Annotated in this window: 23 protein-coding genes and 1 tRNA gene; 17 read left to right on the top strand and 7 right to left on the bottom strand. The window is 70.4% G+C overall.

All coding sequences use genetic code 11. The annotated features are described in order from the left end of the window. Positions 1-4 precede the first annotated feature (4 nt). The 5 genes from QNO11_RS09770 to QNO11_RS09750 all read right to left on the bottom strand — a co-directional run bounded on the left by QNO11_RS09770 (position 5) and on the right by QNO11_RS09750 (position 7,297). Complete coding sequence (locus QNO11_RS09770) at positions 5-1,129, bottom strand: alpha/beta hydrolase fold domain-containing protein (RefSeq protein WP_257508461.1); 1,125 nt, start codon at positions 1,127-1,129, stop codon at positions 5-7. Further along, positions 1,126-2,133 carry a LacI family DNA-binding transcriptional regulator gene (locus QNO11_RS09765; protein WP_257508462.1) on the bottom strand — a complete coding sequence of 336 codons (1,008 nt, stop codon included), beginning with the start codon at positions 2,131-2,133 and terminating at the stop codon, positions 1,126-1,128. The genes QNO11_RS09770 and QNO11_RS09765 overlap by 4 nt, the downstream gene beginning before the upstream one ends. Further along, positions 2,130-4,730, bottom strand: coding sequence for an ABC transporter ATP-binding protein/permease (locus tag QNO11_RS09760; RefSeq protein ID WP_257508463.1), 2,601 nt, complete (start codon positions 4,728-4,730; stop codon positions 2,130-2,132). The genes QNO11_RS09765 and QNO11_RS09760 overlap by 4 nt, the downstream gene beginning before the upstream one ends. Further along, entirely contained in the window at positions 4,727-5,671 is a 945-nt protein-coding gene (locus QNO11_RS09755) for an ABC transporter permease (RefSeq protein ID WP_257508464.1), read from the bottom strand. The genes QNO11_RS09760 and QNO11_RS09755 overlap by 4 nt, the downstream gene beginning before the upstream one ends. Before the next feature lie 69 nt (positions 5,672-5,740). Continuing rightward, on the bottom strand, positions 5,741-7,297 hold the full coding sequence (locus QNO11_RS09750) for an ABC transporter substrate-binding protein (protein ID WP_257508465.1): 1,557 nt from the start codon (positions 7,295-7,297) through the stop codon (positions 5,741-5,743). A gap of 220 nt (positions 7,298-7,517) precedes the next feature. Between QNO11_RS09750 and QNO11_RS09745 the strand changes: the two genes are divergently transcribed. Beyond that, positions 7,518-7,772, top strand: a complete 255-nt coding sequence (locus QNO11_RS09745; protein WP_257508466.1) for a hypothetical protein — start codon at positions 7,518-7,520, stop codon at positions 7,770-7,772. Further along, complete coding sequence (locus QNO11_RS09740) at positions 7,769-8,308, top strand: hypothetical protein (RefSeq protein ID WP_257508467.1); 540 nt, start codon at positions 7,769-7,771, stop codon at positions 8,306-8,308. Before QNO11_RS09745 ends, QNO11_RS09740 begins: the two co-directional genes overlap by 4 nt. A 1-nt stretch (position 8,309) precedes the next feature. Here the strand turns inward: QNO11_RS09740 and QNO11_RS09735 are convergent, their stop codons facing one another. Further along, the gene (locus QNO11_RS09735) at positions 8,310-8,783 is read right to left on the bottom strand and encodes a DUF4442 domain-containing protein (RefSeq protein ID WP_257508468.1); all 474 of its coding nucleotides are present in this window, start codon (positions 8,781-8,783) and stop codon (positions 8,310-8,312) included. Positions 8,784-9,043: 260 nt separating this feature from the next. Here QNO11_RS09735 and QNO11_RS09730 point away from each other — a divergent pair, with 260 nt between their 5' ends. From QNO11_RS09730 to QNO11_RS09700, 7 genes are all read left to right on the top strand, one after another. Further along, positions 9,044-9,712, top strand: a complete 669-nt coding sequence (locus QNO11_RS09730; protein WP_257508469.1) for an O-methyltransferase — start codon at positions 9,044-9,046, stop codon at positions 9,710-9,712. Positions 9,713-9,825: 113 nt separating this feature from the next. Continuing rightward, positions 9,826-11,106: a phosphopyruvate hydratase gene (gene eno, locus QNO11_RS09725; RefSeq protein WP_257508470.1), complete on the top strand. Its 1,281-nt coding sequence runs from the start codon at positions 9,826-9,828 to the stop codon at positions 11,104-11,106. Between the two features lie 32 nt (positions 11,107-11,138). Beyond that, the gene (locus QNO11_RS09720; RefSeq protein WP_257508471.1) at positions 11,139-11,642 is read left to right on the top strand and encodes a septum formation initiator family protein; all 504 of its coding nucleotides are present in this window, start codon (positions 11,139-11,141) and stop codon (positions 11,640-11,642) included. A gap of 38 nt (positions 11,643-11,680) precedes the next feature. Then, a complete protein-coding gene (locus QNO11_RS09715; protein ID WP_257508472.1) occupies positions 11,681-12,202 on the top strand; it encodes a DUF501 domain-containing protein in 522 nt (173 codons plus the stop codon). Next, on the top strand, positions 12,199-13,485 hold the full coding sequence (locus tag QNO11_RS09710) for a S8 family serine peptidase (protein ID WP_257508473.1): 1,287 nt from the start codon (positions 12,199-12,201) through the stop codon (positions 13,483-13,485). Before QNO11_RS09715 ends, QNO11_RS09710 begins: the two co-directional genes overlap by 4 nt. Before the next feature lie 24 nt (positions 13,486-13,509). Beyond that, the gene (locus QNO11_RS09705; RefSeq protein ID WP_257508758.1) at positions 13,510-14,928 is read left to right on the top strand and encodes an NAD(P)/FAD-dependent oxidoreductase; all 1,419 of its coding nucleotides are present in this window, start codon (positions 13,510-13,512) and stop codon (positions 14,926-14,928) included. 50 nt (positions 14,929-14,978) lie between these two features. Continuing rightward, positions 14,979-15,054, top strand: a tRNA-Leu gene (locus tag QNO11_RS09700). Positions 15,055-15,113: 59 nt separating this feature from the next. Here the strand turns inward: QNO11_RS09700 and QNO11_RS09695 are convergent. Further along, a complete protein-coding gene (locus QNO11_RS09695) occupies positions 15,114-15,821 on the bottom strand; it encodes an MBL fold metallo-hydrolase (RefSeq protein WP_257508474.1) in 708 nt (235 codons plus the stop codon). Between the two features lie 101 nt (positions 15,822-15,922). Here QNO11_RS09695 and QNO11_RS09690 point away from each other — a divergent pair, with 101 nt between their 5' ends. From QNO11_RS09690 to QNO11_RS09655, 8 genes are all read left to right on the top strand, one after another. Further along, positions 15,923-16,492, top strand: a complete 570-nt coding sequence (locus QNO11_RS09690; RefSeq protein ID WP_257508475.1) for a TetR/AcrR family transcriptional regulator — start codon at positions 15,923-15,925, stop codon at positions 16,490-16,492. A gap of 85 nt (positions 16,493-16,577) precedes the next feature. After that, positions 16,578-16,838 carry a hypothetical protein gene (locus QNO11_RS09685; protein WP_257508476.1) on the top strand — a complete coding sequence of 87 codons (261 nt, stop codon included), beginning with the start codon at positions 16,578-16,580 and terminating at the stop codon, positions 16,836-16,838. Then, complete coding sequence (locus tag QNO11_RS09680; protein ID WP_257508477.1) at positions 16,835-17,080, top strand: hypothetical protein; 246 nt, start codon at positions 16,835-16,837, stop codon at positions 17,078-17,080. The genes QNO11_RS09685 and QNO11_RS09680 overlap by 4 nt, the downstream gene beginning before the upstream one ends. A gap of 99 nt (positions 17,081-17,179) precedes the next feature. After that, complete coding sequence (locus tag QNO11_RS09675; protein ID WP_257508759.1) at positions 17,180-18,337, top strand: type III PLP-dependent enzyme domain-containing protein; 1,158 nt, start codon at positions 17,180-17,182, stop codon at positions 18,335-18,337. Then, a complete protein-coding gene (locus tag QNO11_RS09670; protein ID WP_257508478.1) occupies positions 18,334-19,647 on the top strand; it encodes a D-arabinono-1,4-lactone oxidase in 1,314 nt (437 codons plus the stop codon). Before QNO11_RS09675 ends, QNO11_RS09670 begins: the two co-directional genes overlap by 4 nt. 84 nt (positions 19,648-19,731) lie before the next feature. Next, positions 19,732-20,301: a LemA family protein gene (locus QNO11_RS09665; RefSeq protein ID WP_257508479.1), complete on the top strand. Its 570-nt coding sequence runs from the start codon at positions 19,732-19,734 to the stop codon at positions 20,299-20,301. A gap of 34 nt (positions 20,302-20,335) precedes the next feature. Beyond that, positions 20,336-21,223 carry a M48 family metallopeptidase gene (locus QNO11_RS09660; RefSeq protein ID WP_257508480.1) on the top strand — a complete coding sequence of 296 codons (888 nt, stop codon included), beginning with the start codon at positions 20,336-20,338 and terminating at the stop codon, positions 21,221-21,223. Between the two features lies 1 nt (position 21,224). Beyond that, complete coding sequence (locus tag QNO11_RS09655) at positions 21,225-22,298, top strand: DNA glycosylase AlkZ-like family protein (RefSeq protein ID WP_257508481.1); 1,074 nt, start codon at positions 21,225-21,227, stop codon at positions 22,296-22,298. Positions 22,299-22,302: the final 4 nt, after the last annotated feature.

Here is a 22,302-nt window from a genome sequence, read left to right as displayed (position 1 = left end):
GCCTTCATGCTGGCCGGAAGACCGATGCGAGGAACTCGCGCAGGTCCTCGGCCATCCGCGCCTCCACGGCGGGCTCTGCCGCCGTGTGCGTCATCGGGTAGAGGCGAAGGTCGGCCCGTCCGCCCTGCGCATTCATGCGCTCTGCGAGCAAGGACCCGCCGCGAGCGACCTCGTCATACTCCGCCTCCGCGACGAACGTCGGCGGAAGCGTCCCCAGCGCATCGTGGTGCGCGGGGGAAAGCCACGGGTCGTGCCGCGCGACGTCGCCGGCGTAAGCGCGCAGCAGCTGCTCCCGGTCGCCGGTGAGCGGGCCGGTGAGGTCGACGGAGGGAACGAGCAGGCCAAGCGCTGCGAGCGGACGCGCGGGGGCGCGCGCGGCGTCTGCGAGGGCGCATGCCGCGGCAGCGTTGCCGCCTGAGCTCGTGCCGACGACGGCGATGCGCGTCGGATCGAGCGGCAGGCCCGAGATGCCGCGCCGAATCGCGTCCACCACCTCGAGGGCGTCCACTATCGACGCGGGGAAGGGATGCTCGGGAGCCAGCCGATAGTCGACGTCCAGCACGAAGGCGCCCAGCTGCGAGGCGAGGAAGTCATGCAGGGGACGGCTGGTGACCGACGAGACGGTCCCGCCTCCCATCCAGTACGCGCCACCGTGCAGGACGACGATGACGGGCGCAGGCTGACGGGGGGTCTGCGGAGCTGTGACGCACACGGGGACGGCGTCCTCCGGTCGGGACGGCCCCTCCCCGCCGGGGGACCCGCTCGGAAGCAGCGCCGCAAGGCGGCCCGTGAGCGAGGCGCGGCCCGGTGTCGGGAGGTCGAGCACCTGCCGCGTCACCGGCGCAGCCGGTGCGAGGAGGTCGGCCAGCGTGGCGCCGGTGATCTCTGCAGCGGCGGCGTCCAGGGCGGCGCGCCACGCGAGCGCGTGCGCGTCGTGCGCTGCCCGCGCCGTGCGGAGGCGTGCGAGCCAGTCAGCCGCGGCCTCCGTCGCTGCCGGCGCGAACGGCCGGTCGACGGGGGCGTCGCCGACCGGGATGCGCTCGCGCGCGCGGCGGATCATCTCGGCGAGGCGGGGCGGCAGTTGCCCGGGCAGGGATGTGATCTCCTGGCCTGGAGTCAGCGCGCTCACGAGGTGATCCCTTCGGCGAGCACCGGCGCCAAGACCACGCGTTCGACTGGGGCGGTGGGGTTGTGCAGCAGTGCGACGAGGCGCTCGGCGCCCGCCCGGCCCGATTCGACGAGTGGCTGACGCACCGTGGTGAGCCCTAGCGCCTCGACGACCTCGCCGCCGTCCCACCCGATCACCCCGACCCGGTCGGGGACGGCAACACCGCGGCCGCGCAGCCCGGATAGAACACCGGCAGCGAGAGTGTCGTGCCCGCAGAGCACCCCCACGCGGCCCTCCCGGGACAGGAGAGCGACGTGCTCGGCGGCGGCCTGGCCCGCCTTCGCGTTGCCGGATGGCGCCGTTATGCAGTGGATGGCGCTCTCTGCCACGCCCCGCTCCCGCAGCGCGTTCACGAACCCGGTCAGGCGGCGCTTGCCCTGCGAGACGTAGTCCTTGGAACGCTGCCCTTCCGTGACGTAGACGAACTGCTCGAACCCGCGTCCAATGAGGTGCTCGGCGGCCAGGGTCGCACCGCGCTCCTCGTCGAGCACGACGGATGTGAACTGCGGATGCCGGGAGTCGACCAGCACCGTCGCCAGGCCGCGCGCGAGCAGACGGTCCGCGATTCCCGTGTCGATAGGCACGCCCATGATGACCAGGCCGTCGAGGTTGCCGGAGAACGGCAGGCTCGCGAGACGGGGCGAGGGGGAGCGGCTCGCGGAGGGGTGGTCATAGACGATGGCTTCGAGATTGTCGGCGCTGAGGACGGTGAGTGCACCCTGGATGCGTGCCGCAAACGAGGCGTAGGTCGTGAACGGTGCGATGATGCCGACGCGAGAAGTCGCCGTGCGCGCGCGATGCGCCGCGACGGCATGGGGTATGTAGCCCAGGCGATCGGCCACGGCCAGGACGCGGGCGCGGGTGTCGGCGGCAACCCGGCCGGGCCGGTTCATCGCGTTGGACACCGTGGCCGGTGATACTGCCGCCTCCCGGGCGACGTCGTGGATCGTCACGATAGTGCTCACGGTACCCACCGTTGCACGCTGACGGAGCGGCCGCGCTGCACCGACGGGTCGGGCACCGGCGCCGCATCCAGCAGAGATCGGGTGTACGGGTGTGCAGGGCGCGCCACGACCTCCGCGGTCGCCCCGCGCTCGACGACTTCACCCCGGTACATCACCGCGACCTCGTCACAGAAGCTACGTACGACGGACAGGTCGTGCGAGATGAAGAGGTAGGCCATACCCAGGTCGTCCTGAAGCTCCTGCAACAACTCCAGCACCTGCGCCTGGATGGACAGGTCGAGCGCGCTCACCGGCTCGTCGCACACGATGAGGTCCGGCCGGAGCACGACGGCCCGGGCGATGGCTATGCGCTGGCGCTGACCGCCTGAGAACTGCGCCGGGTACCGGCTCGCCGCAGCAGCGGGCAGGCCGACGCGCTCGAGCGCCTCGCGCACCGCCCGCTCGGCGGTGACCCGCGACATCCCGTGTGCCAGGATGAGCGGTTCGGCGAGGGTCGAGCCGACCGTGCGGACCGGGTTGAGCGATCCGTACGGGTCCTGAAAGATCATCTGGACCTTCGTGGCCAGCTCCCGACGGCGGGCACGGCCGGTGCCCACCAACTCCTCGTCACGGAGCCGAATGCTGCCTGCCGAGGGCGTCACGAGCGAGACGACCGCATTGCCGACGCTCGTCTTGCCCGACCCCGACTCGCCGATCAGCCCGAGTGTGCGGCCGGCGCGCACCGTGAGGTCGAGGCCATTCACCGCCGTGGTACGGACGGGGCGGCCGGCGGCATCCTTCGAGTTGTACGCGATCTCAAGGCCTTCGATCCTCAGGAGCGCGGGGGCAGGCGGCCGGGGGCCGCGCACCTCCAGATGGGCGGGGTCAGCGGCGAGCATCGCGCGGGTGTGGGGGTGCTCCGGTTCGGTGAACACGCGCGCGGCGTCACCTGATTCGATGAGCTGGCCGTCGTGCAGGACGACGATGCGGTCGGCGATGTCTGCGACGACGCCCCAGTCGTGCGTGATGAGCAGCAGCGCCATGGAGTCATCCGCATCGCACAGGTCGTGCAGGAGTGCGAGGATCTCGGCCTGCACGGTGACGTCGAGGGCGGTCGTCGGCTCATCGGCGATGAGGATGCGTGGCCGCGCGCTGAGCGCCGCCGCGATCACGACACGCTGCGCCATGCCGCCGGACAGCTGGTGGGGGTAGCGCCGCGCGACCATCGCGGCGTCGGGGATGCGCACACGTTCGAGCAACTCGAGGGAAATGCGCCGGGACTGCGCGACGTCGACCCCCTGATGCAGCCGCACGAGCTGGGCGAGCAGGTCGCCGACGCGCATCGACGGGTCTAGGGAAGGCTGCGGGTCCTGCGTGATGTAGCCGAACGTGTTCGACCGTAGCTGTCGCAAGGCCTCGGGGGAGAGCGCTCCGATGTCGGCGCCGTTGACGAGGACTCGCCCGCTGGTCTTGCGGAGCCCTCGGGTGAGGCCGAGCACCGCGAGCGCGGTGACCGACTTGCCGGACCCCGACTCGCCCACCAGCGCGACAGTTTCACCGGGAAGGATGCGGAACGAGACGCCCTCCACGATCGGCACCTCGCCTGTCGCGTGGTCGGCGACGATCGTGAGCCCGTCGACGACGATCACGGCATCGTCCTGCGCGGCACCCACCGTCATCGCCGCTGGCGCCGCCGGACGGGGGCGGCGCCGGCGCACCGCGGCCCCGGTCCAGCGGTCGGCCACGGCGTCGCGGATGCCGTCGCCGATGAGCATGAGCGAGAGGATCGTCACGATGATGACGCCGCCGGTGGGGATCAGGAGCCACGGGGCGCGCGTGATGTTCTCGCTCGCCGTCTGGACCATGTTTCCCCAGCTGGGGTGGGGCAGGCGCACGCCGAAGCCGAGGTATCCGAGTCCCGTCTCGGTGAGGATTACGGCACCGGAGAAGATCGTGAGCTGAACAATGATGGGGCCTGCGAGGCGGGGGAGCACGTGACGCAGCGTGATCTGGGTCTCGCTCAGACCCATGATGCGCGCCGCGCGGACGAATAGCTCTCCGCGGACGGACTTCGTCGTTCCCCGGACCACGCGCATCAGCAGGGGACTGGTGAGCACGCCGATCGTGACCATCGCAAGCGTCATGTTGCCCGGGGCGATCGACAGGGTCACGAGGAGGATGATGAACGCGGGCAGGCTCATGAGGATCTCGGCGGCCCGGACGATCGCGGTGTCGACCCAGCCGCGACCCATGCCCGCCACCAGGCCCAGCCCGGTGCCGACCAGAAGAAAGACCACCAGCGCCTGCAGTACGCCAAGCATCGTCACGCGGCCGCCGTGGAGCAGGCGGGATAGGACATCGCGGCCGAGATCGTCGGTGCCCAGGAGATGGGCGGCGGACGGTCCCTGAAGCGTCGCGGTGAGATCCTGCTCAAGTGGTGGGTACGGCGCGATGATCGGGGCGAGGGCGACGAGCGCGACGAGGATCAGGATGATCGCGGTGCACGTCGCGAACACGGGCCGGGCCAGTAACTGCCGCCAGAGCGGCACGACCGTGCGGGTGTCGCGGGCTGGGGGTGCATCGGCGAGGGCGACGACCTCGGCGGGGGTCGCGGTCACTGGGCTGCCTCCTTGACGTTGAGCCTGGCGTAGAGCATCTCCACGACGAGGTTGGTGGCGATGATGACGACGGTGAACAGGAGCGTGATCGCCTGCACGACAGGCAGGTCGTGCAGCAGCGTCGCGTTCACGGCGTAGCCGGCGAACCCGGGGATCACGAAGACGCTCTCGACGAGCACTGTGCCGCTCGTGAGCCCGATGATCTTCATCCCCAGGATCGTGACGATGGGCACCGCGGCGCCGCGGAGCGCGTGCCGCCAGAGAATGCGTCGCTCGCTCACGCCATGCGAGCGCAGCAGCACGATGTACGGCTGGGCGAGCTGCTCAGCCACGGCGTCACGGGTCTGTTTGGCCAGGAGCGCCGTTCCTCCGATGGTGAGGGTCGCTATCGGCAGGATCATGTGCGACAACCATGGTCCCAGGCCGTCGACGAGCGGTGTGTACCCGCTCGTGGGTACGAGTCGCAGCTGTACGGCGAAGACGGCCGACAGCACGAGCCCGATCCAGAAGGTCGGCACGGCGGATCCGACGACGCTCGCGAGGTCGGCGGCCTTTCCTGCCGCCCCGGGACGAGACGCGCCGATGACGCCGAGCACGATCCCCAGGATGGAGGCGCAGACGAACGTGCAGAGCATGAGGGCGAGGGTGGGTTCGACGCGGTCGGCGAGCACCTGGGTCACCGGCACCCCCGAAACGAGCGACCGGCCGAGGTCGCCCTGCAGGAGCGATGTCAGCCAGCGCAGGTACTGCTGCCAGAGGGGCAGATCAATCCCGAGCTCGACGCGCACCTGCTGGTAGCGCTCCTCACTCGCTGTCGGCCCGACGATTGCGCGGGCGGCATCGCCCGGCGTCAGCGAAACGAGAACGAACAGGAGCGCAGAGATGACGAAGAACAGGATGACGCTCATCACGAGCCATCCGACGAGTCGGCGTCTGAGCACGGGGATTCCTCCGGTAGGTGGGACGGCCCGGGTGGGGAAGGAGCCGGGCCGGCCCCCTCCCCACCCCGATCACTCGGCCGGGGCCAACTCGGTCAGCGGTGCCTGCGGGCGCGCCTCGGTGGCCTCGACCGGGGCGAGCTCCGCTGAGGCGTAGTAGAAGACCGGAGCGAAGACGGCCGGCGCGAACCACGCCTGCTCGACCAGTTCACGCTGGATTGCCTCGTACAGGGCCGTCGCCTCGGCCTCCGGCGCGACGACTGCCTTCTGGTAGTCGTCCTCGATCGCCGCGCTGGTGGACGCGAGCGGGTTGAATATCGCCGCCGGACCGAAGAGCCCGTCGTACTCCATCGGGATCGGCTGCGATCCGTACCCCACGACGGCTGCGGCGAAGGTGCCGCTCGTCATCGCCTCGAAGTAATCGGCGCTCGGCCGTGCGTCCAGTTCCACGGTGATCCCGACCTTCGACAGCTGGTCGACGAGCACCTGCGACAGGGTCGCCGCCGTCGCGGACGTGCTGGCGATGACGGGGATGGAAAAGCCGTCGGCGTATCCCGCGTCGGCGAGCAACGTCTTGGCCTTGTCGGGGTCGTAGGCGTAGTGCCCCGCCAATTCGTCGACGAAACCGGGCTCGCTCGGCACCACCGTCTGCTCGGTAGCGAAGCCGTAGTCGCCCAGGAGCGCGGTGGCGATCGTCTCACGGTCGAGCGCGTAGTTGATGGCCTGGCGAACCCGAACGTCGGCGAGCGGCGAACCGAGTGTGCCGTCGCGGTCGAGCAGGCTCAAACCGTAGAAGACCGTGGGCGCCGAGAGCACCTGCAGGCCAGCGTCGGCGGCGGCGTCCGCGGTGCCCAGATCTCCCGCGGCGTAGTCGACCTCACCAGTCTTGAGGGCGTTGAGTCGCTGCTCGGTGTTGTCCATCACGGTGATGACGATCTCGTCCCAGTGCTGCGCGTCGGGATTCCAGTAATCGTCGCGTGCGGTGTACACGTAGCGCGAGCCGGCGACCGTCGCGGACGCGTCCAGCGTGTATGCCCCCGCGCCGGCCGTCTGCGTGGCCAGTCCCGCGGCATCGGCGGCGATGGCATCCGGGGAGATGACCATGCCGGCAACCCAGCGCTGGGTGAACGCCTGTGGTGCCAGCGGATGCGGTGTCTCCCAGGTGATGCGGACCGTGTCTTCATCCCGCGCTTCGTAGGTGCCGTTGTTGACGAGGGTCACGACGTTGCTCTTGCCGGTGTCGAGGTATTCCAGGTGGGTCACCAGTCCCTCGGCGTCGAGCTCGGCGCCGTCGGAGAAAGTCACGCCGTCCCGCAGGGTGATCTCGAACACCTTGTTCTCGTCGTCGATGAAACCCCACTCGGTCGCGAGGCCCGGTTCGAGGGTTCCGTCCGTGGCCACGTTGATGAGGGCGTCGTAGGCGGGCTGCGCGAAGGGGCTCGTGGACTGCTCCATGTTGGCCGGGTCAAGGCTCGACGGCGCCGCCGCCAGGGCGACCCGTAAGGTCCCGCGGGCGGCGTCTTCATCTGCGGGCGCGTTCTGCTGTGACGCCGCGCACCCACTGAGCGCGAGCACCGCCACACTCGTCAGTACGGTGACGCTGCGTATGCGTCGGGTTCTCTCGCTCATCGGACCTCCTTGTCCAGAAACTGCGGCTCTTGCCGCGATCGGCGGTCTCGGTGAGACGCCTTCCGCAGTGAAGCACAGCGCGAACGAAGGTGTAAACAGTTTGATGTAAAACGATTTACATGGCCGAATAGTGCGCATCGTTCGGTGCCTGAGGCGGCCGCAACCGCCATCCGTCAACAGTTCCTTGACGCCTTGGCGGTGTCAACGATATCTTGACGGCATGGAGAATCTGAGCAATCGGGCGTCCGCCGCGATCGGACGGGTCAAGTGGGTCGCGATTGTGGGCATGCTCCTCGGAGCGGTGCTTCTCATCCTCGCGATCGGGCTGGAGTGGCGCGGCTTCTGGGGCGGAGCCGTACAGGGCACCGGCATCGGCATGATCGCTGTGGGCGCGTACTTCTGGGGGTACGGCAACGGACTCGGGCGCGCGGAGCCTGTGGCCGCGTGGCTCCCCAGCAGGGATGACCGGACGTGAGCGATCTGGCCGACGCCGTCGGCCGGGCCGTCCTCGCGGCCGCGCAGGTCGACGACGGCGCCGCCCTCGGCGTGGACGACCACCTTGCCCTCATCAACGGGGCCGCGCGCGCCGAGGCGGAGGCCCGCGGGATCCTGCAGCGATCGGTCGCCGCCGCCCGCGGCGGGGGAGCGAGCTGGGCCCTCATCGGCGCGGAGCTCGGCATGTCGCGCCAGGCCGCGCAGCAGCGATTCGGGGGCTCGTCGGATACCGCCTCCGAAATCGCCGACCAGTCCGACGCCGACGAGCGCTGGCTCGGGCCGGTGACGGCCTTCGACGAGATGGCCGAGCTGGACGCCGCCGGCCGCGCCGGCTGGCGCACGGTGGAAGCGGGAATGCTCGCGCACCGGATGCAGCGCACCAACACCCAGTGGGAGCATCGCCGTGTCCTCTGGCGGACGCCACCGGCGGACATCCGCGAGGGCTGGCAGGTCGCGTGCCGGGCGTTCCCGTGGATCTACCTCGTGCGCGACCGCGGCATTCCCCCGGAGGTGTGAGTCAGCCGGATGCTGCCGCGGTGGTGCGCCGCTTCTCGCGCACGTAGACCTCGCGGCGCACGCGGGCGACGACGTCGCCGGCGGCATCCGTGACGTCGGTCTCGAACCACTCCAGCACTTTCGCGCCGCCGCGGGCGCGCTCACGCAGCTCCTCGGCCTTCTCGCGCGGCACCTCGAATTGGGCCGTCAGCACGCCCTTTCCGGGCTTGAGGAACTCGATCTCGCCGCGCGTGTCCCAGACGACGTAGTCCCGCCCGAGCTGGTGCATCACCAGCATGAAGAAGTACGGGTCGGTCATCGCCGACATCGAGCCGCCGAACGCGGTCTTGACGTAGTTGCGGGTGATCAGGTTGACGTGCAACTCGACCGTGGCACTGGTCCAGTCGTCGGAGAACCGGCGCACGCGGATGCCGCTGAACAGGTTGGGAGCCCACAGGCTCATGCCGAGGGCGAGGCGTTGGGGGGTGACACGCATGGACACATTCTGGCGGATCGCCGAGTGAGTATTCGTGCCCGTGAGTGAGTATTCGTGCCCGTGCTTCCACGCGCGGGCGTGCCGGTTCTTCGGAGAACACCTCAACCTCGGATCCTCTCGCCCGCGGGCATCCGGAATGGCGCCGTTCTCCGAAATCGCGGCGGGCGGGCGGGCGGACTCAGATGCCGGATGCTGACACTCACGCGCCCTGCCGGTACGCGTCACTTGACGCCGCCCGGGGGCGCCGCGACCCTGGGTGGGTGAACGAGCCCACCGAAGAGTCCTGGCAGCGCGTCGACCGCTACCTCACCGACACCCTCGTCGGGCACGATCCCGCGCTGGAAGCAGCCGTCGCGGCCCAGGATGCCGCCGGCATGCCGTCGATCGAAGTGGCACCGGTCAACGGCAAGCTGCTGCACCTGCTCGCCCGCATGACCGGCGCGCGGCGGGTGCTGGAGATCGGCACTCTCGGTGCGTACTCCACGATCTGGCTCGCGCGCGCCCTGCCCTCAGGCGGTCGGGTCGTCACGATCGAGGCGGAACCGCAGATCGCCGCTGTCGCGCGCGAAAACCTCGAGCGGGCAGGCGTGGCCGACAGGGTCGACGTGCGCATCGGCCGCGGTGAGCACGTGCTGCCGACGCTTGCGGGCGAGGATCCGTTCGACCTGGTGTTCATCGACGCCGACAAGGAGTCCAACACGCTCTACCTCGACTGGGCCGCCCGGCTCGGCCGCCCCGGCACGGTCGTGGTGGTCGACAACATCGCGCGTGCCGGCCGCGTCGCCGACCCCGCGACCACCGACCCGCAGGTCATCGGCGTGCAACGGGGCCTGGAGATGCTGGCCCGCGATCCGCGCTTCGACGCGACCGCGCTGCAGACGCTCGATGCGAAGGGCTGGGACGGCGTCGCGATCGCGATCGTGCTCTGACCGCCCCTCTTGCACGGCGCGGGGCCTGTGGTGTCGATACCGGCCTCACTAGAGTGGACACAGCGGACCAATGACGCTCCCCAGATCCACCCTCAACAAGCAAGGAGTCATCCGTGGCACTTATCGAGGCTGTAGGCGCGCGAGAAATTCTGGATTCGCGCGGCAACCCGACCGTCGAGGTGGAGGTGTTGCTCGACGATGGAATCGTCCAGCGGGCTGCCGTCCCCTCCGGCGCATCCACCGGCGCATTCGAAGCGACCGAGCTGCGCGACGGTGACAAGAGCCGGTACGGAGGCAAGGGCGTTCTCAAGGCCGTCGCCGCCGTCATCGACGAGCTCGGCCCGGCTGTGGAAGGTGTCGAGGCGAGCGAGCAGCGCATCATCGACGAGATCCTCATCGAGGTCGACGGCACCGAGAACAAGTCGCGCTCCGGCGCCAACGCGATCCTGGGCGTGAGCCTGGCCGTGGCCAAGGCCGCCGCCGACAGCGCCGACCTGCCGCTGTTCCGCTACCTGGGCGGACCGAACGCGCACGTGCTGCCCGTTCCGCTGTTCAACGTCATCAACGGCGGCTCGCACGCCGACAACGGCATCGACTGCCAGGAGTTCTTCCTCGCGCCCATCGGCGCGTCGAGCTTCGCCGAGGCGCTGCGCTGGGGTGCGGAGACGTACCACGTGCTGCGCAGCGAGCTGAAGGCGGCCGGCTACGCCACGGGCCTGGGCGACGAGGGCGGCTTCGCCCCCGACCTGCCCAGCAACCGCGAGGGCCTGGACTTCCTGGTGAAGGCGATCGAGAAGGCCGGTTTCACCCCCGGCACCGACATCGCGCTCGGTCTCGACGTCGCGGCGACGGAGTTCTTCAAGGACGGCGTCTACCGCTTCGAGAACAAGGACTGGTCGGCCGAGGAGCTGACGGACTATTACATCGACCTCGTCGACTCGTTCCCGATCGTCACGATCGAAGACGCCCTCGCCGAGGACGACTGGGACGCGTGGAAGCACCTCACCGAGAAGCTCGGCACGAAGACGCAGCTCGTCGGCGACGACCTGTTCGTGACCAACCCGACGCGTCTGGCCGACGGCATCGCCCGCGGTGTCGCCAACTCGCTGCTGGTGAAGGTCAACCAGATCGGCACGCTGTCTGAGACGTTGGATGCTGTCGACATGGCGCACCGCGCCGGTTACACGACCATGTTCTCGCACCGTTCCGGCGAGACCGAGGACACCACCATCGCCGACCTCGTCGTCGCGGTGAACTCGGGTCAGATCAAGAGCGGCGCGCCCGCCCGCAGCGAGCGCGTGGCGAAATACAATCAACTCCTGCGCATCGAGGAGGAGCTGGGCGATGCCGCGACCTTCATCGGTCGTGCCGCGTTCCCCCGGTTCAAGGGCTGAGCGCTGATCAGACACTGACGAGAGGGGGAGCCGTGGCGAAGACGACGGCTCCCCCTTCTCGTACCCAGAGCGTCGATGTGCGCGCCTGGCTGGGCGGCATCCGCCTGTCCGGCTTCATGGTCATCATGCTGGGCCTCGTGGTGCTGGGTGCGCTCGTGCTGGTGCCGACGGTGGGCACCTACCTCGACCAGCGTCAGCAGATCGCGGCGCTGGAGCGGTCGGTGCAGTTGGGCGAGGACGAGGTCGCCGAGCTCGAGGCGGCGCGCGACCGGTGGGAAGACCCGGCCTACATCACCACCCAGGCGCGCGAGCGGCTGTACTACCACCACGTCGGCGAGGTCGTCTTCCTCGTGGACAACGATCTGCCGGCCGTCGAGGTGCCGCGGGAGCAGGCCCGGGTCAGCGCCGACGTCGAAGAGACCCAGAGCGACTGGATGACACGCCTGGTCCGCTCGGTGGCGGCAGCGGGAGTGGCGCAGACCGTCACGTATGAGATCGGCGTGCCCGACGCGCCCACCGAGGCACCCACACCGTGATCGGCATCCGCTCAGCAGCCTCACGGTAGCCTGTTCGGGTGAGCACCCCGCCGTTCGACCCCGCCGACGACGTCGACCTCGCGGTGCTCCGCGAGCAGTTGGGCCGCCCCGCCCGCGGTGTGCTGGGCATCGCCGCGCGCTGCGTCTGCGGTAACCCCACGGTGGTCGCCACCGCGCCGCGCCTGCCCGACGGTACGCCGTTCCCGACGTTCTACTACCTCACCCACCCCGGCGCCACGGCTGCGATGTCGACACTGGAGGCGGAGCAGGTGATGCGGGAGCTGTCCGATGAGCTCGCCGCCGACGATGACCTCGCCGCGCAGTACGCCCGGGCCCACGAGGCATACCTCGCCGATCGCGCCCCCCACGGGGACGTGCCGGAGATCGAGGGCATCTCCGCGGGTGGGATGCCGACGCGCGTGAAGTGCCTGCATGCGCTGGCAGGTCACGCCCTCGCCGCAGGGCCCGGCGTCAACCCGATCGGCGACCGTGCGCTGGAGCGCTCGGAATGGTCGCCGCAGCGATGCACCTGCGCGCACCCCGGCGGACGCACGCAATGAGGCGCAAGGTGGCCGCCGCCGCGCTCGTGCTGGCATCCATCGCGATGCTCGGCGCGGCACCGGCGCCGGCACCCGAACCGGAACCGGCTGCCGTTCCCGACCTGCGGGCGCTGGAGTACTGGCTCGACGACTACGGCATCCGTGAAGCCTGGCAGACGACCCGCGGCGAGGGCACCCGGATCGCGGTCATCGACACCGGTGTCGCCCGGGGCCCGGTGGAGTTCAGCGGCGTCGTCGACGGCGCCGACTTCTCGGGCCTCGGCGCCGCCGACGGACGCACCCCGGTGGGTGCCGTCGACGCCGCCCACGGCAGCTACGTGGCATCGCTGGCCGCCGGACGTGGCACCGGAGCGGACACCGGGATCATCGGCGTCGCGCCCGGTGCCGAGCTGCTGTCGGTGTCGCTGGGCTTCGGCGCGGCCGCTGCGACACCGTTCGCCGATCAGGTCGCGTCCGCCATCCGGTGGGCCGTCGACCACGGCGCCGACGTCATCAACCTCTCCTTCACCACCAATACCCTCGACTGGCCGGAAAGCTGGGATGACGCGTTCCTCTACGCATTCGAGCGCGACGTGGTGGTCATCGTGGCTGCGGGGAACCGCGGCAGCGGAACCGACCGCGTCGGTGCGCCCGCGACGATCCCCGGCGTGCTGACCGTCGGCGGCGTCGATCGGTCGGGGGCGGCGAGTGTGGATGCATCGACGCAGGGGATCACGATCGCCGTCTCGGCGCCCAGTGAGGACCTCTTGGGCGTCTCACCCGACGGCTCGCCCGTCATGTGGGACGGCACCAGCGGCGCGGCACCGATCGTCGCCGGCATCGCCGCGCTGGTCCGCGCCGCCCACCCCGACCTCGACGCCGCCAACGTCATCAACCGCATCATCAGCACCGCCCGCCCCGCACCCGGTACGACCCGGGAGCGGGACGCGCTCTACGGCTATGGCCTGGTCAACGCGGCCGCGGCGGTCACCGCGCCGGTGGCGGCGGTGACCGAGAACCCGATGGGAAGCCTCAGCGAGTGGATCCGGCTGTATCGGCGGGCGGATGCCACGCCTACCCCGGAGCCCTCGGCGCAGCCGGTGGAGGTCCCGCCGCTGCCGGCTCCGGAGGCCGTCACCCGCACCCAGTCACCCCTCCTGCCGACCGAGAACACCCTGCTGTACGGCAGCCTTCCGCTGACGGCGGCGACAGCGGCCGGTATACTGGTGGCGCTCGGTGTCACCGCTGCTACCCGGCGCATCCGATCGGCTCGGACCCCTCGCCAGCCGACCCGCCCAATCTAGGAGTTCTTCCCCGTGACTGTCACCGTGCCCAGAATTCTCGTCGTCGGCGGCGGGTATGCGGGCTTCTACACCGCGTGGAAGCTCGAGAAGCACCTCCGTAAAGGCGAAGCAGAGGTCACGATCGTCGACCCGCTGCCCTACATGACCTACCAGCCCTTCCTCCCCGAGGTTGCCGCGGGTGAGATCGAGGCGCGCCACGTGATCGTGGGCCTGCGTCGTCACCTGAAGAAGACCCGCGTCATCACCGCGAAGGTCACCGGGATCGACCACGCCAACAAGGTCGCCACCATCACTCCCGCCGTCGGCGACCCGTGGCAGGAGGAGTACGACCAGATCGTCGTGACCGCCGGTGCGGTCTCGCGCACCTTCCCGATCCCCGGCATCGCCGAGAACGCGATCGGTCTGAAGACGATCGAAGAGGCCGTCGCGATCCGCGACCGCATCCTCACCAACTTCGACCGCGCCGCCAACCTCCCCGCCGGTCCCGAGCGCGACCGCCTGCTGACGGTCGTCGTCGTCGGCGGCGGTTTCGCCGGCATCGAGGTGTTCGCAGAGATGCGGGCGCTGGCATCCTCGCTGCTGAAGGACTACCCGCAGCTGACGTTCGAAGACACCCACTTCCACCTCATCGAGGCGATGAGCCGGATCATGCCCGAGGTGTCGCTGAAGACGAGCGAATGGGTGCTGAAGGATCTCGCCAAGCGCGGCGCGAACGTGCACCTGGACACCCAGGTCAAGGGCGCCGTCGACGGCAACGTCGAGCTCTCCACGGGCGAGGTCATCCCCACCGACCTCATCGTCTGGACCGCCGGCGTCATGGCCAACCCCACCGTCGTGCGCGGCAGCGACCTGCCGGTGGAGGAGCGCGGTCGCATCCGCACCCGCGCCGACCTGCGCGTCGGCACCGAGGCCGAGGTCGTCGAGGGGGCGTGGGCCGCCGGTGACGTCTCGGCCGTTCCCGACCTCACCGGAAAGGGCGTCGGCGGCTACTGCGTTCCCAACGCCCAGCACGCGGTGCGTCAGGCCAAGCTGCTCGCGAAGAACCTCACCGCGGTGATCCGCGGCGAGCTGCCGACCGAGTACGTCCACCACAACCTGGGTGCCGTTGCGGGCCTGGGTCTGTACAACGGCGTGTTCCAGTCCGGCAACATCGCCCTCAAGGGCTTCATCGCCTGGCTCGCCCACCGCGGCTACCACGGCATGGCGATGCCCTCGTGGGAGCGCAAGTGGCGCGTCATCGGCGACTGGTGGCACAACCTGTGGCTGAGCCGCGACAACGTGTCGCTCCAGACGGTGCAGAACCCCCGCTACGTGTTCGAAGAGTTCGCGGCGCGGCCTCGTCCGGCAGCGAACGCTCCGGCGCCCGCCCCCGCGATCGACCCGAAGACGGTCGCCGCGGAAGACGCCGGCAAGGCACCGGCGCAGTCCGCCGCGTCGCGCTGAGCACCGGCCGGTCCACACGGCGCTAGGGTGGGCGGCGGCGCTCGCGCCGCGCCCCCGTAGCCCAATGGCAGAGGCAGGCGACTTAAAATCGCTCAAGTGTGGGTTCGAGTCCCACCGGGGGTACCAGCGGACGCGCCCGTCGCGGCATCCTGTCTCCGGGAGAACCCGCCCGGCGGGTCGCTTCGTCAGTGCGACTGGAGTTCGGGCAGCAGTTGGTCCACCCCGGCCGTCCACGGCGTGCCGTGGCCCGGCAGCACCCAGCTCGCCTGCAGGCCGTCGAGCACCGCGAGCGAATGCAGCGCCTGCTGCGGGTCGTCGGTGAACGGCGCCGGCTGGGCGCCCCGGCGCCCGGTGAGCACATGCCGGGTGGTCAGGGCGTCGCCGACGAACAGCGCGTCGACGGCGGGTGAGTGCACGGCGATGCTGCCGGGGGAGTGACCGGGCAGCGCGATGATGCGCGGGTCGCCCGGAAGGTCGAGCACCTCGCCACCCTGCAGCTCGATGACCTCGCTGAGGGGGGTCGTGCGGAGGCCGCCCTTGCGGAGGCTGTACCCGATGAAGCCGAGCGTCGGACCGAGGCGCATCCCCGGCCACGGTGTCTTCGAGGGCTTCTCGCCGCGAGCCCGGGCGGCATCGGCGGCGTGGATGTAGACCGGCACGCCGTGGTCGCGGCGCAGTCGCTCGGCGAACCCGACGTGGTCGCTGTCGCCGTGTGTGAGGATCAGGCCGCGGATGTCCGCCGGCGACCGGTCCATGGCGTCGAGTTCTGCCAGCAGGTCGCGCCAATGACCGGCCAGCCCGGCGTCGATGACGGTGACGCCGGCATCCGTGGCGATCAGATGCACGGCGATGATGTCGTTGCCGATCCGGTGCAGTCCGGGCCTGAGCTTCATGGTTCGCTTCCTTCGCAGGGAGGTGTGAGTTGATGGCTACGGTGCATAGCCTACATGGCTATGGGCCATAGCGATAGGGTGGAATCCGGAAAGGAGCACCCATGCCCACCCCCGCCCGCACCTCGCTGGACGGCATCGTCGCCGCCGGCCGCGCCATCCTGGCATCCGATGGTCTGGCCGCGTTGACGATGCAGGCCGTCGCCGACCGGGTGGGCGTGCGCGCCCCGTCGCTGTACAAACGGGTCCGTAGTCGCGACCAGCTGCTCCGCCTCATCGCCACCGCCGCCGCCCACGAGCTCGGCGACCGTCTCGACGCCATCGTGGCCCGCCGCACCGGCGGCCCGGACGCGCGCGCGCAGCTCACCGAGCTGGCCCACGAGGTGCGCTCGTTCGCGCACGCGCGCCCCGAGGAATACCGGCTGGTCTTCGCCCCGACCTCCGAAGCGACCCGGCCCGACCCGGAGGCGCTCACTCACGCGGTCGCCCCGCTGCTGCACATCACCACCGAGCTTGCCGGTGCGGACGACGCGCTCGAGGCGGCCCGCACCGTCACGGCCTGGGCGACGGGGTTCATCGGCATGGAGTTGGCCGGCGCCTTCCGGCTCGGCGGGGACGTCGACCGCGCCTATGCCTTCGGCATCGCCCGGCTGGCGACGGCCCTCGCCGGCTGACCGGCCGCGCCGCTGCGGCATCCGTCTCCCGAAGACAGCGCGCACCCCGTTGACCATCGGATGCCGCGGGGGTAGCTTCCCCGGTATGCCGAGCCTCCGCCATGTGTGGGCAGAACCGGTCTTCCAGCGCGGGGGAGCGACGGTGCACTGGACGTGGGAGATGGGCGAGCGGGAGCACTACTGGGGCTTCTCGTTCCGGCCGTGGCAGGCAAACGAGCCGCGCGCGCAGATCCTCGAGCAGTGGACGTCGTCCGACAACGATCTGCACCACACCGAGCACTTCGTCACCCGCGTCGAACACGGCAACCTCTACCGGTTCAGCGCGATCTGGGTGGCGGGGCGATGAGGGTCATCGTCGTGCACGATGCCGCCGGCACGATCCTCGCCGGCGCGGTCAACGAGGAGGACGACGGCCCGGTGCCGGTGGCGGCACAAGGGCAGCGCGTGGCGGTCCTCGACGTCACCACCGAGGGGCGGTTCGACCTGCGGACGGTATGCCTGCGGCACCGGATCGATCCCGACACCGGTGACCTCGTCGCGCTGGACGACGACACCCGCACCGACGCGAGCCCCGCCGGCGCGAGCTGACCGGCCGGGCGCGCCCGCGGGCCGTAGGCTGGCGTCGTGCTCGACCTTCTCGGCGATGATGCCGCCGCGCGCCCCGTCCCTGCGACCCACTGGGAGGCGATGACGTCCGCCGTCGCGCACCTGTCCGGCCCCATCGCCGCGATCAGCGTGCCTGCCCTCCGCTTCAACGCGCTCGACCTCGTGGTGCGCGCCGGGGGCGTCCCGATCCGCGTGGCTAGCAAGTCCATCCGGGTCCGCGAGGTGCTGGAGGCCGCCCTTGCGGTCCCGGGATACGGCGGCATCCTCGCCTATACGCTTCCCGAGGCGCTGTGGCTGGCCGAATCCCATCACGATGTCGTGCTGGGCTACCCGAGCGTCGACCGGGGCGCGATCGCCCGGCTCGCCGGCGACGAGCGGGCCGCGGCGCGCGTGACGTTGATGATCGACGACCTCGCGCAACTGGACCTGATCGACGCGGTCGCCCCGCCCCCCACCAGGCCGACCCTGCGCGTGGCGATGGACGTCGACGCGTCGTGGCGCGCCCTCGGTCTCGGACACATCGGGGTGCGGCGCTCGCCCCTGCGCGACGCCGGCGACGCCACCCGGCTCGCGCGCGCGGTGGCCGACCGCGACGGTTTCCACCTCGTGGGCGTGATGATGTACGAGGCGCAGATCGCCGGACAGCCGGATGCCGCCGGGTCGGGGGACCGTGTGATCCGGTGGATGCAGCGACGCTCCGGCGAGGAGCTGCGTGAGCGCCGGGCCGCGATCGTGTCGGCGGTGCGCGAGATCGCCCCGCTGGAGTTCGTCAACGGCGGCGGCACCGGGTCGCTGGAGTACACCGCCGCCGACCAGTCGGTCACCGAGCTGACGGCGGGAAGCGGTCTGCTGGCCGGTCACCTGTTCGACGGCTACCGCACCTTCGCGCCGGCACCGGCCGCGGCATTCGCGCTCGAGGTGGTGCGCAAGCCCGAACCCGACATCGTCACGGTGCTCGGCGGCGGGTGGATCGCGTCCGGTCCGGCGCTGCCGTCCCGCCAGCCCGCGCCGGTGTGGCCGCGGGGCCTGGTCACGATGACGAGGGAGGGCGCCGGCGAGGTGCAGACCCCGCTGCGCGGCGAGGCGGCGCGTGAGCTGCGGGTGGGCGACCGCGTCTGGTTCCGCCACGCCAAGAGCGGTGAGCTCGCCGAGCGCGTGGACCGCTATCACCTGGTCGACGGCGCCGAGGTCGTGGGGGAGACCCCGACCTACCGCGGCGAGGGGAGGAGCTTCCTGTGACACGTCCCGGCGGCACCTGGCAGAACTGGGGGCGCAGCGAGAAGGTGCGCCCGCAACGGGTGGAATATCCCGCGACGGTTGCGGCGGTGCGCCGCGGCGTGCAGGCCGCGGCGGCGCGGGGGCTGCAGCTGAAAGCGGTGGGATCGGGGCACAGCTTCTCCGGCATCGCGGTCGCGCCCGGAGTGCTGATGGATCTGACCGACCTCAGCGGCCTCGTTTCCGTCGACCGCGACCGCGCGCAGGTGCGCCTGCTGGCCGGGACCAAGCTGCACCACATCCCGCAGCTGCTCGCGCCCTACGGCCTCGCGATGCAGAATCTCGGCGATATCGACCGGCAGTCGATCGCCGGCGCCATCTCGACGGGCACCCACGGCACCGGCGCCCGCTTCGGCGGCATCGCCACCCAGGTGGTCGGGGCGACGCTGGTCACCGCGGACGGCGAACTGCTGCACGTGGACGAGACCGACAACCCCGAACTGCTGCCGGCGGTCGCACTGGGGCTCGGCGCCCTCGGGGTGCTGGTGGACGTGACGCTGCAGTGCGTGCCGATGTTCGTGCTGCATGCGGTGGAGCGCCCCGAGCCGCTGGGCGAGGTGGTCGCCGAGCTGAGCGGGCGGGCCGATGCGGCGGATCACTTCGAGTTCTACTGGTTCCCCCACACCGACGTCGCGCTCACCAAGACGAACACGCGGATGCCGGAGAGCACGCCCCGGCATCGGCTTCCGGTCGTGGGGCGCTGGATCGACGAGACGCTGCTGGCCAACGGCGTGTACCGCGTCACGTGCGCCGCCGGCACGGTCGCGCCCGGCATCGTCCCCGCCGTCAATCGCCTCGCGACGCGGCTCACCGGTGACCGCGAGTACAGGGATCTATGCCCGGTGGTGTTCACGCAGCACCGCGGGGTGCGGTTCCGCGAGATGGAGTACGCGGTGCCGGTGGAGCGCCTGGCCGCAGCGTTCGGCGAGCTGCAGGCGCTGGTGGCTGAGCGGCGCTGGCGGCTGTCGTTCCCGGTCGAGGTGCGGGTGGCGGCGGAGGATGACCTGTGGCTGTCCACGGCGCACGGACGGCCGACCGGGTACATCGCTGTGCACCGTTATTGGCGCGAGGACCCGGCGGAGTATTTCGACGCGGTCGAGGAGATCATGCTGCGCCACGAGGGGCGGCCGCACTGGGGAAAGATGCACACGCTGGATGCCGGGCGGCTGCGGCACCGTTATCCCCGGTTCGAGGATTTCACCGCTTTGCGCGACCGCCTGGACCCGACCGGGATGTTCCGCAACGCGTATCTGGACCGCGTGCTCGGTGGGTAACGACTGGGAGTGCCCGAACCGGCGACGTCGGGCGGTGCGCACCCCACTAGGATGGGGAAACACTCTGAGGGGAGCCACGGACACATGTGGGAATGGTTGATCCCGGTACTAATCGTCGTCGCGCTGGTGGTCGCCGTCGGCGTCTACCTGTGGGCGACCTATAACTCGCTCGTCGCGCTGAATGTACGCGTGGATGAGGCGTGGAGCGACATCACGGTGCAACTCAAGCGCCGCGCCGATCTGCTGCCGAATCTCATCGAGGCGGTCAAGGGCTATGCCGCGCACGAGAAGGCGGTGTTCGAGAACGTCACCCGCGCCCGCGCGGAGACCCTCGCCGCTGCCGGCCCGGCCGACGCGGGCGTGGCCGAAGGGCACATGCAGCAGGCGCTCAAATCGCTGTTCGCCGTCGCCGAGGCCTATCCGCAGCTGCAGGCGAGTCAGAACTTCCTGCACCTGCAGCAGTCGATCGTCGACACCGAAGACAAGATCCAGGCTTCGCGCCGGTTCTACAACGGCGGTGTGCGGGAACTGAACACCAAGATCCGCGTCTTCCCGAACAACCTCTTCGCTCGCAACCTCGGTTTCCACGAGCGCGAGTTCTTCGAGGTCGTCGACGGCGCCGCGATCTCGGAACCTCCCCGCGTCCAGTTCTGAGTAGGGCCGCAAGGCACCACTGAGCGGAGGCACTGTGTACTCCGCGATCGCGCGCAACAAGCGCAACACGTGGTTCATCCTCATCGGCTTCGTGCTGCTGCTGGGCGGGCTCGGACTGCTGGCCGGGTGGCTGGCGGGGAACAACTGGTGGATCACCGCGTTCGTGCTCGTCTTCGCCGGCGGCTACGCGACGGTGCAGTACTTCGTCGCCGACCGTGAGGCGCTTGCGCTGTCCGGGGCCGTAGCGGTATCGCAGCAGGACGCGCCGCGTGTGCACCGGATCGTCGAGAACCTCTGCATCGCCACCGGCACCCCGATGCCGAAGCTGTACGTCGTCGACGATCCGGCGCCGAACGCGTTCGCCACCGGTCGTACACCCGAGCAGGCGTCGATCACCGTGACGACGGGTCTGATCGACCGATTGACCGACCGCGAGCTGGAGGGCGTGCTGGGCCACGAGCTCGCGCACATCCGCAACTACGACATTCGCGTTTCGCTCGTCGTCTTCGGGCTCGTCGTGGCCGTCGGGCTGCTGGCGGACATCGGCCTGCGCGTGGCGTTCTTCAGCCGCGGCGGGCGCGGTGGCAACAACCGGGCACAGGCGGTGCTCATGCTGTTCGGGCTCATCGCCGCCATCCTCGCGCCGGTACTCGCCGCCGTCGTGCAGTCGGCCATCTCACGGCAGCGGGAGTATCTCGCCGACGCGACGAGCGCGCTCACGACGCGCGACCCCGACGCCCTCGCGTCGGCGCTGAGCAAGCTGGACGAGTACGCCCAGCCGCTGCGCCGGGGCAACACGTCCATGGCGCACCTGTGGATCGCCGATCCGCTGCGCAAGGGCAAGATCGACCGCCTGTTCGCGACTCACCCGCCGATCCCGGACCGCATCGAGCGCCTGCAGACCATGGGCGGGCAGTTCTGACATGGCCGCACCGCTCCGGCTCTCGCAGCGCGACGCGCGGCGGCTGGCGGTGCGTGCTCAGCTGCTGTCCGCGCCCCGCCCCGCGGGCATCATCGAGACGGTCTATGCGCTCACCTCGGTGAACATCGAACCCACCGCGGCGATCATGCCCAGCGCCGATCATCTGCTGTGGAGCCGCCTGGGCTGGCCGTACCAGCCGGCCGATCTGCGCCGCGCGGTGGAGGTGGACCGCGATCTGTTCGAGTGGGACGGCGCCTACCGGCTGATGTCGGATCTGCCCCTGTTCCGCGCCCGGATGGCCCGGCGACCGGAATACGTCCGGGCGCGCGAATGGCTGCAGGCCAACGCCGCCTTCCACCGCGACGTGCTGGGGCGGCTGCGCGCGGAGGGCCCGCTGCACGCCGCCGACATCCCCGACACCGCCGCGGTGTCGTGGCAGTCGACGGGCTGGACTCACAGCCGCAACTCGATGCAGATGCTGGAGATCCTGCTGGCCAAGGGCGAAGTGGCGGTGTGGGGGCGTGATGCGAAGGGCCGGCTGTTCGACCTCGCCGAGCGCGTGTATCCGTCCGATCTGCCCGAGGTCGCCGACGACGACGCGCATCACGAACTGGTCGAGCGGCGGCTGGCGGCGCAGGGCATCGCCAGGCTCAAGAGCATGGACGACGGCGCAGGCGTCGTGGCGGTCGTCGAGGGCGTCGCAGGACAGTGGCAGGTGGATGCCACCGCGCTGGCGGACCCGGCACCGTTCAACGGCCGAACCGTGCTGGTCTCGCCGTTCGATCAGGTGGTGTTCGACCGCGCACGCCTGCAGGACCTCTTCGGGTTCGAATACCTGCTGGAGATGTACAAGCCGGCATCCGCTCGCCGTTGGGGGTACTTCGCGCTGCCGATCCTGCACGGCGACCGGTTCGTGGGCAAACTCGACGCGAAGGCCGACCGCAAGGCCGGGGTGCTGCGGGTCGATGCGGTGCACGAGGATGCCGGCTTCGACGACGGTGTGCGCGAGGCGGTGGAACAGCAGATCGGCGACCTGGCGGCGTGGCTGGGGCTGGACGTCCAGGGCCTGGCGTGAGGCG

Source organism: Microbacterium sp. zg-B96 (genome assembly GCF_030246865.1).
Lineage (GTDB): Bacteria > Actinomycetota > Actinomycetes > Actinomycetales > Microbacteriaceae > Microbacterium.
The sequence above is the reverse complement of the archived record's forward strand: the minus strand, read 5'-3'. Positions and strand labels throughout refer to the sequence as shown.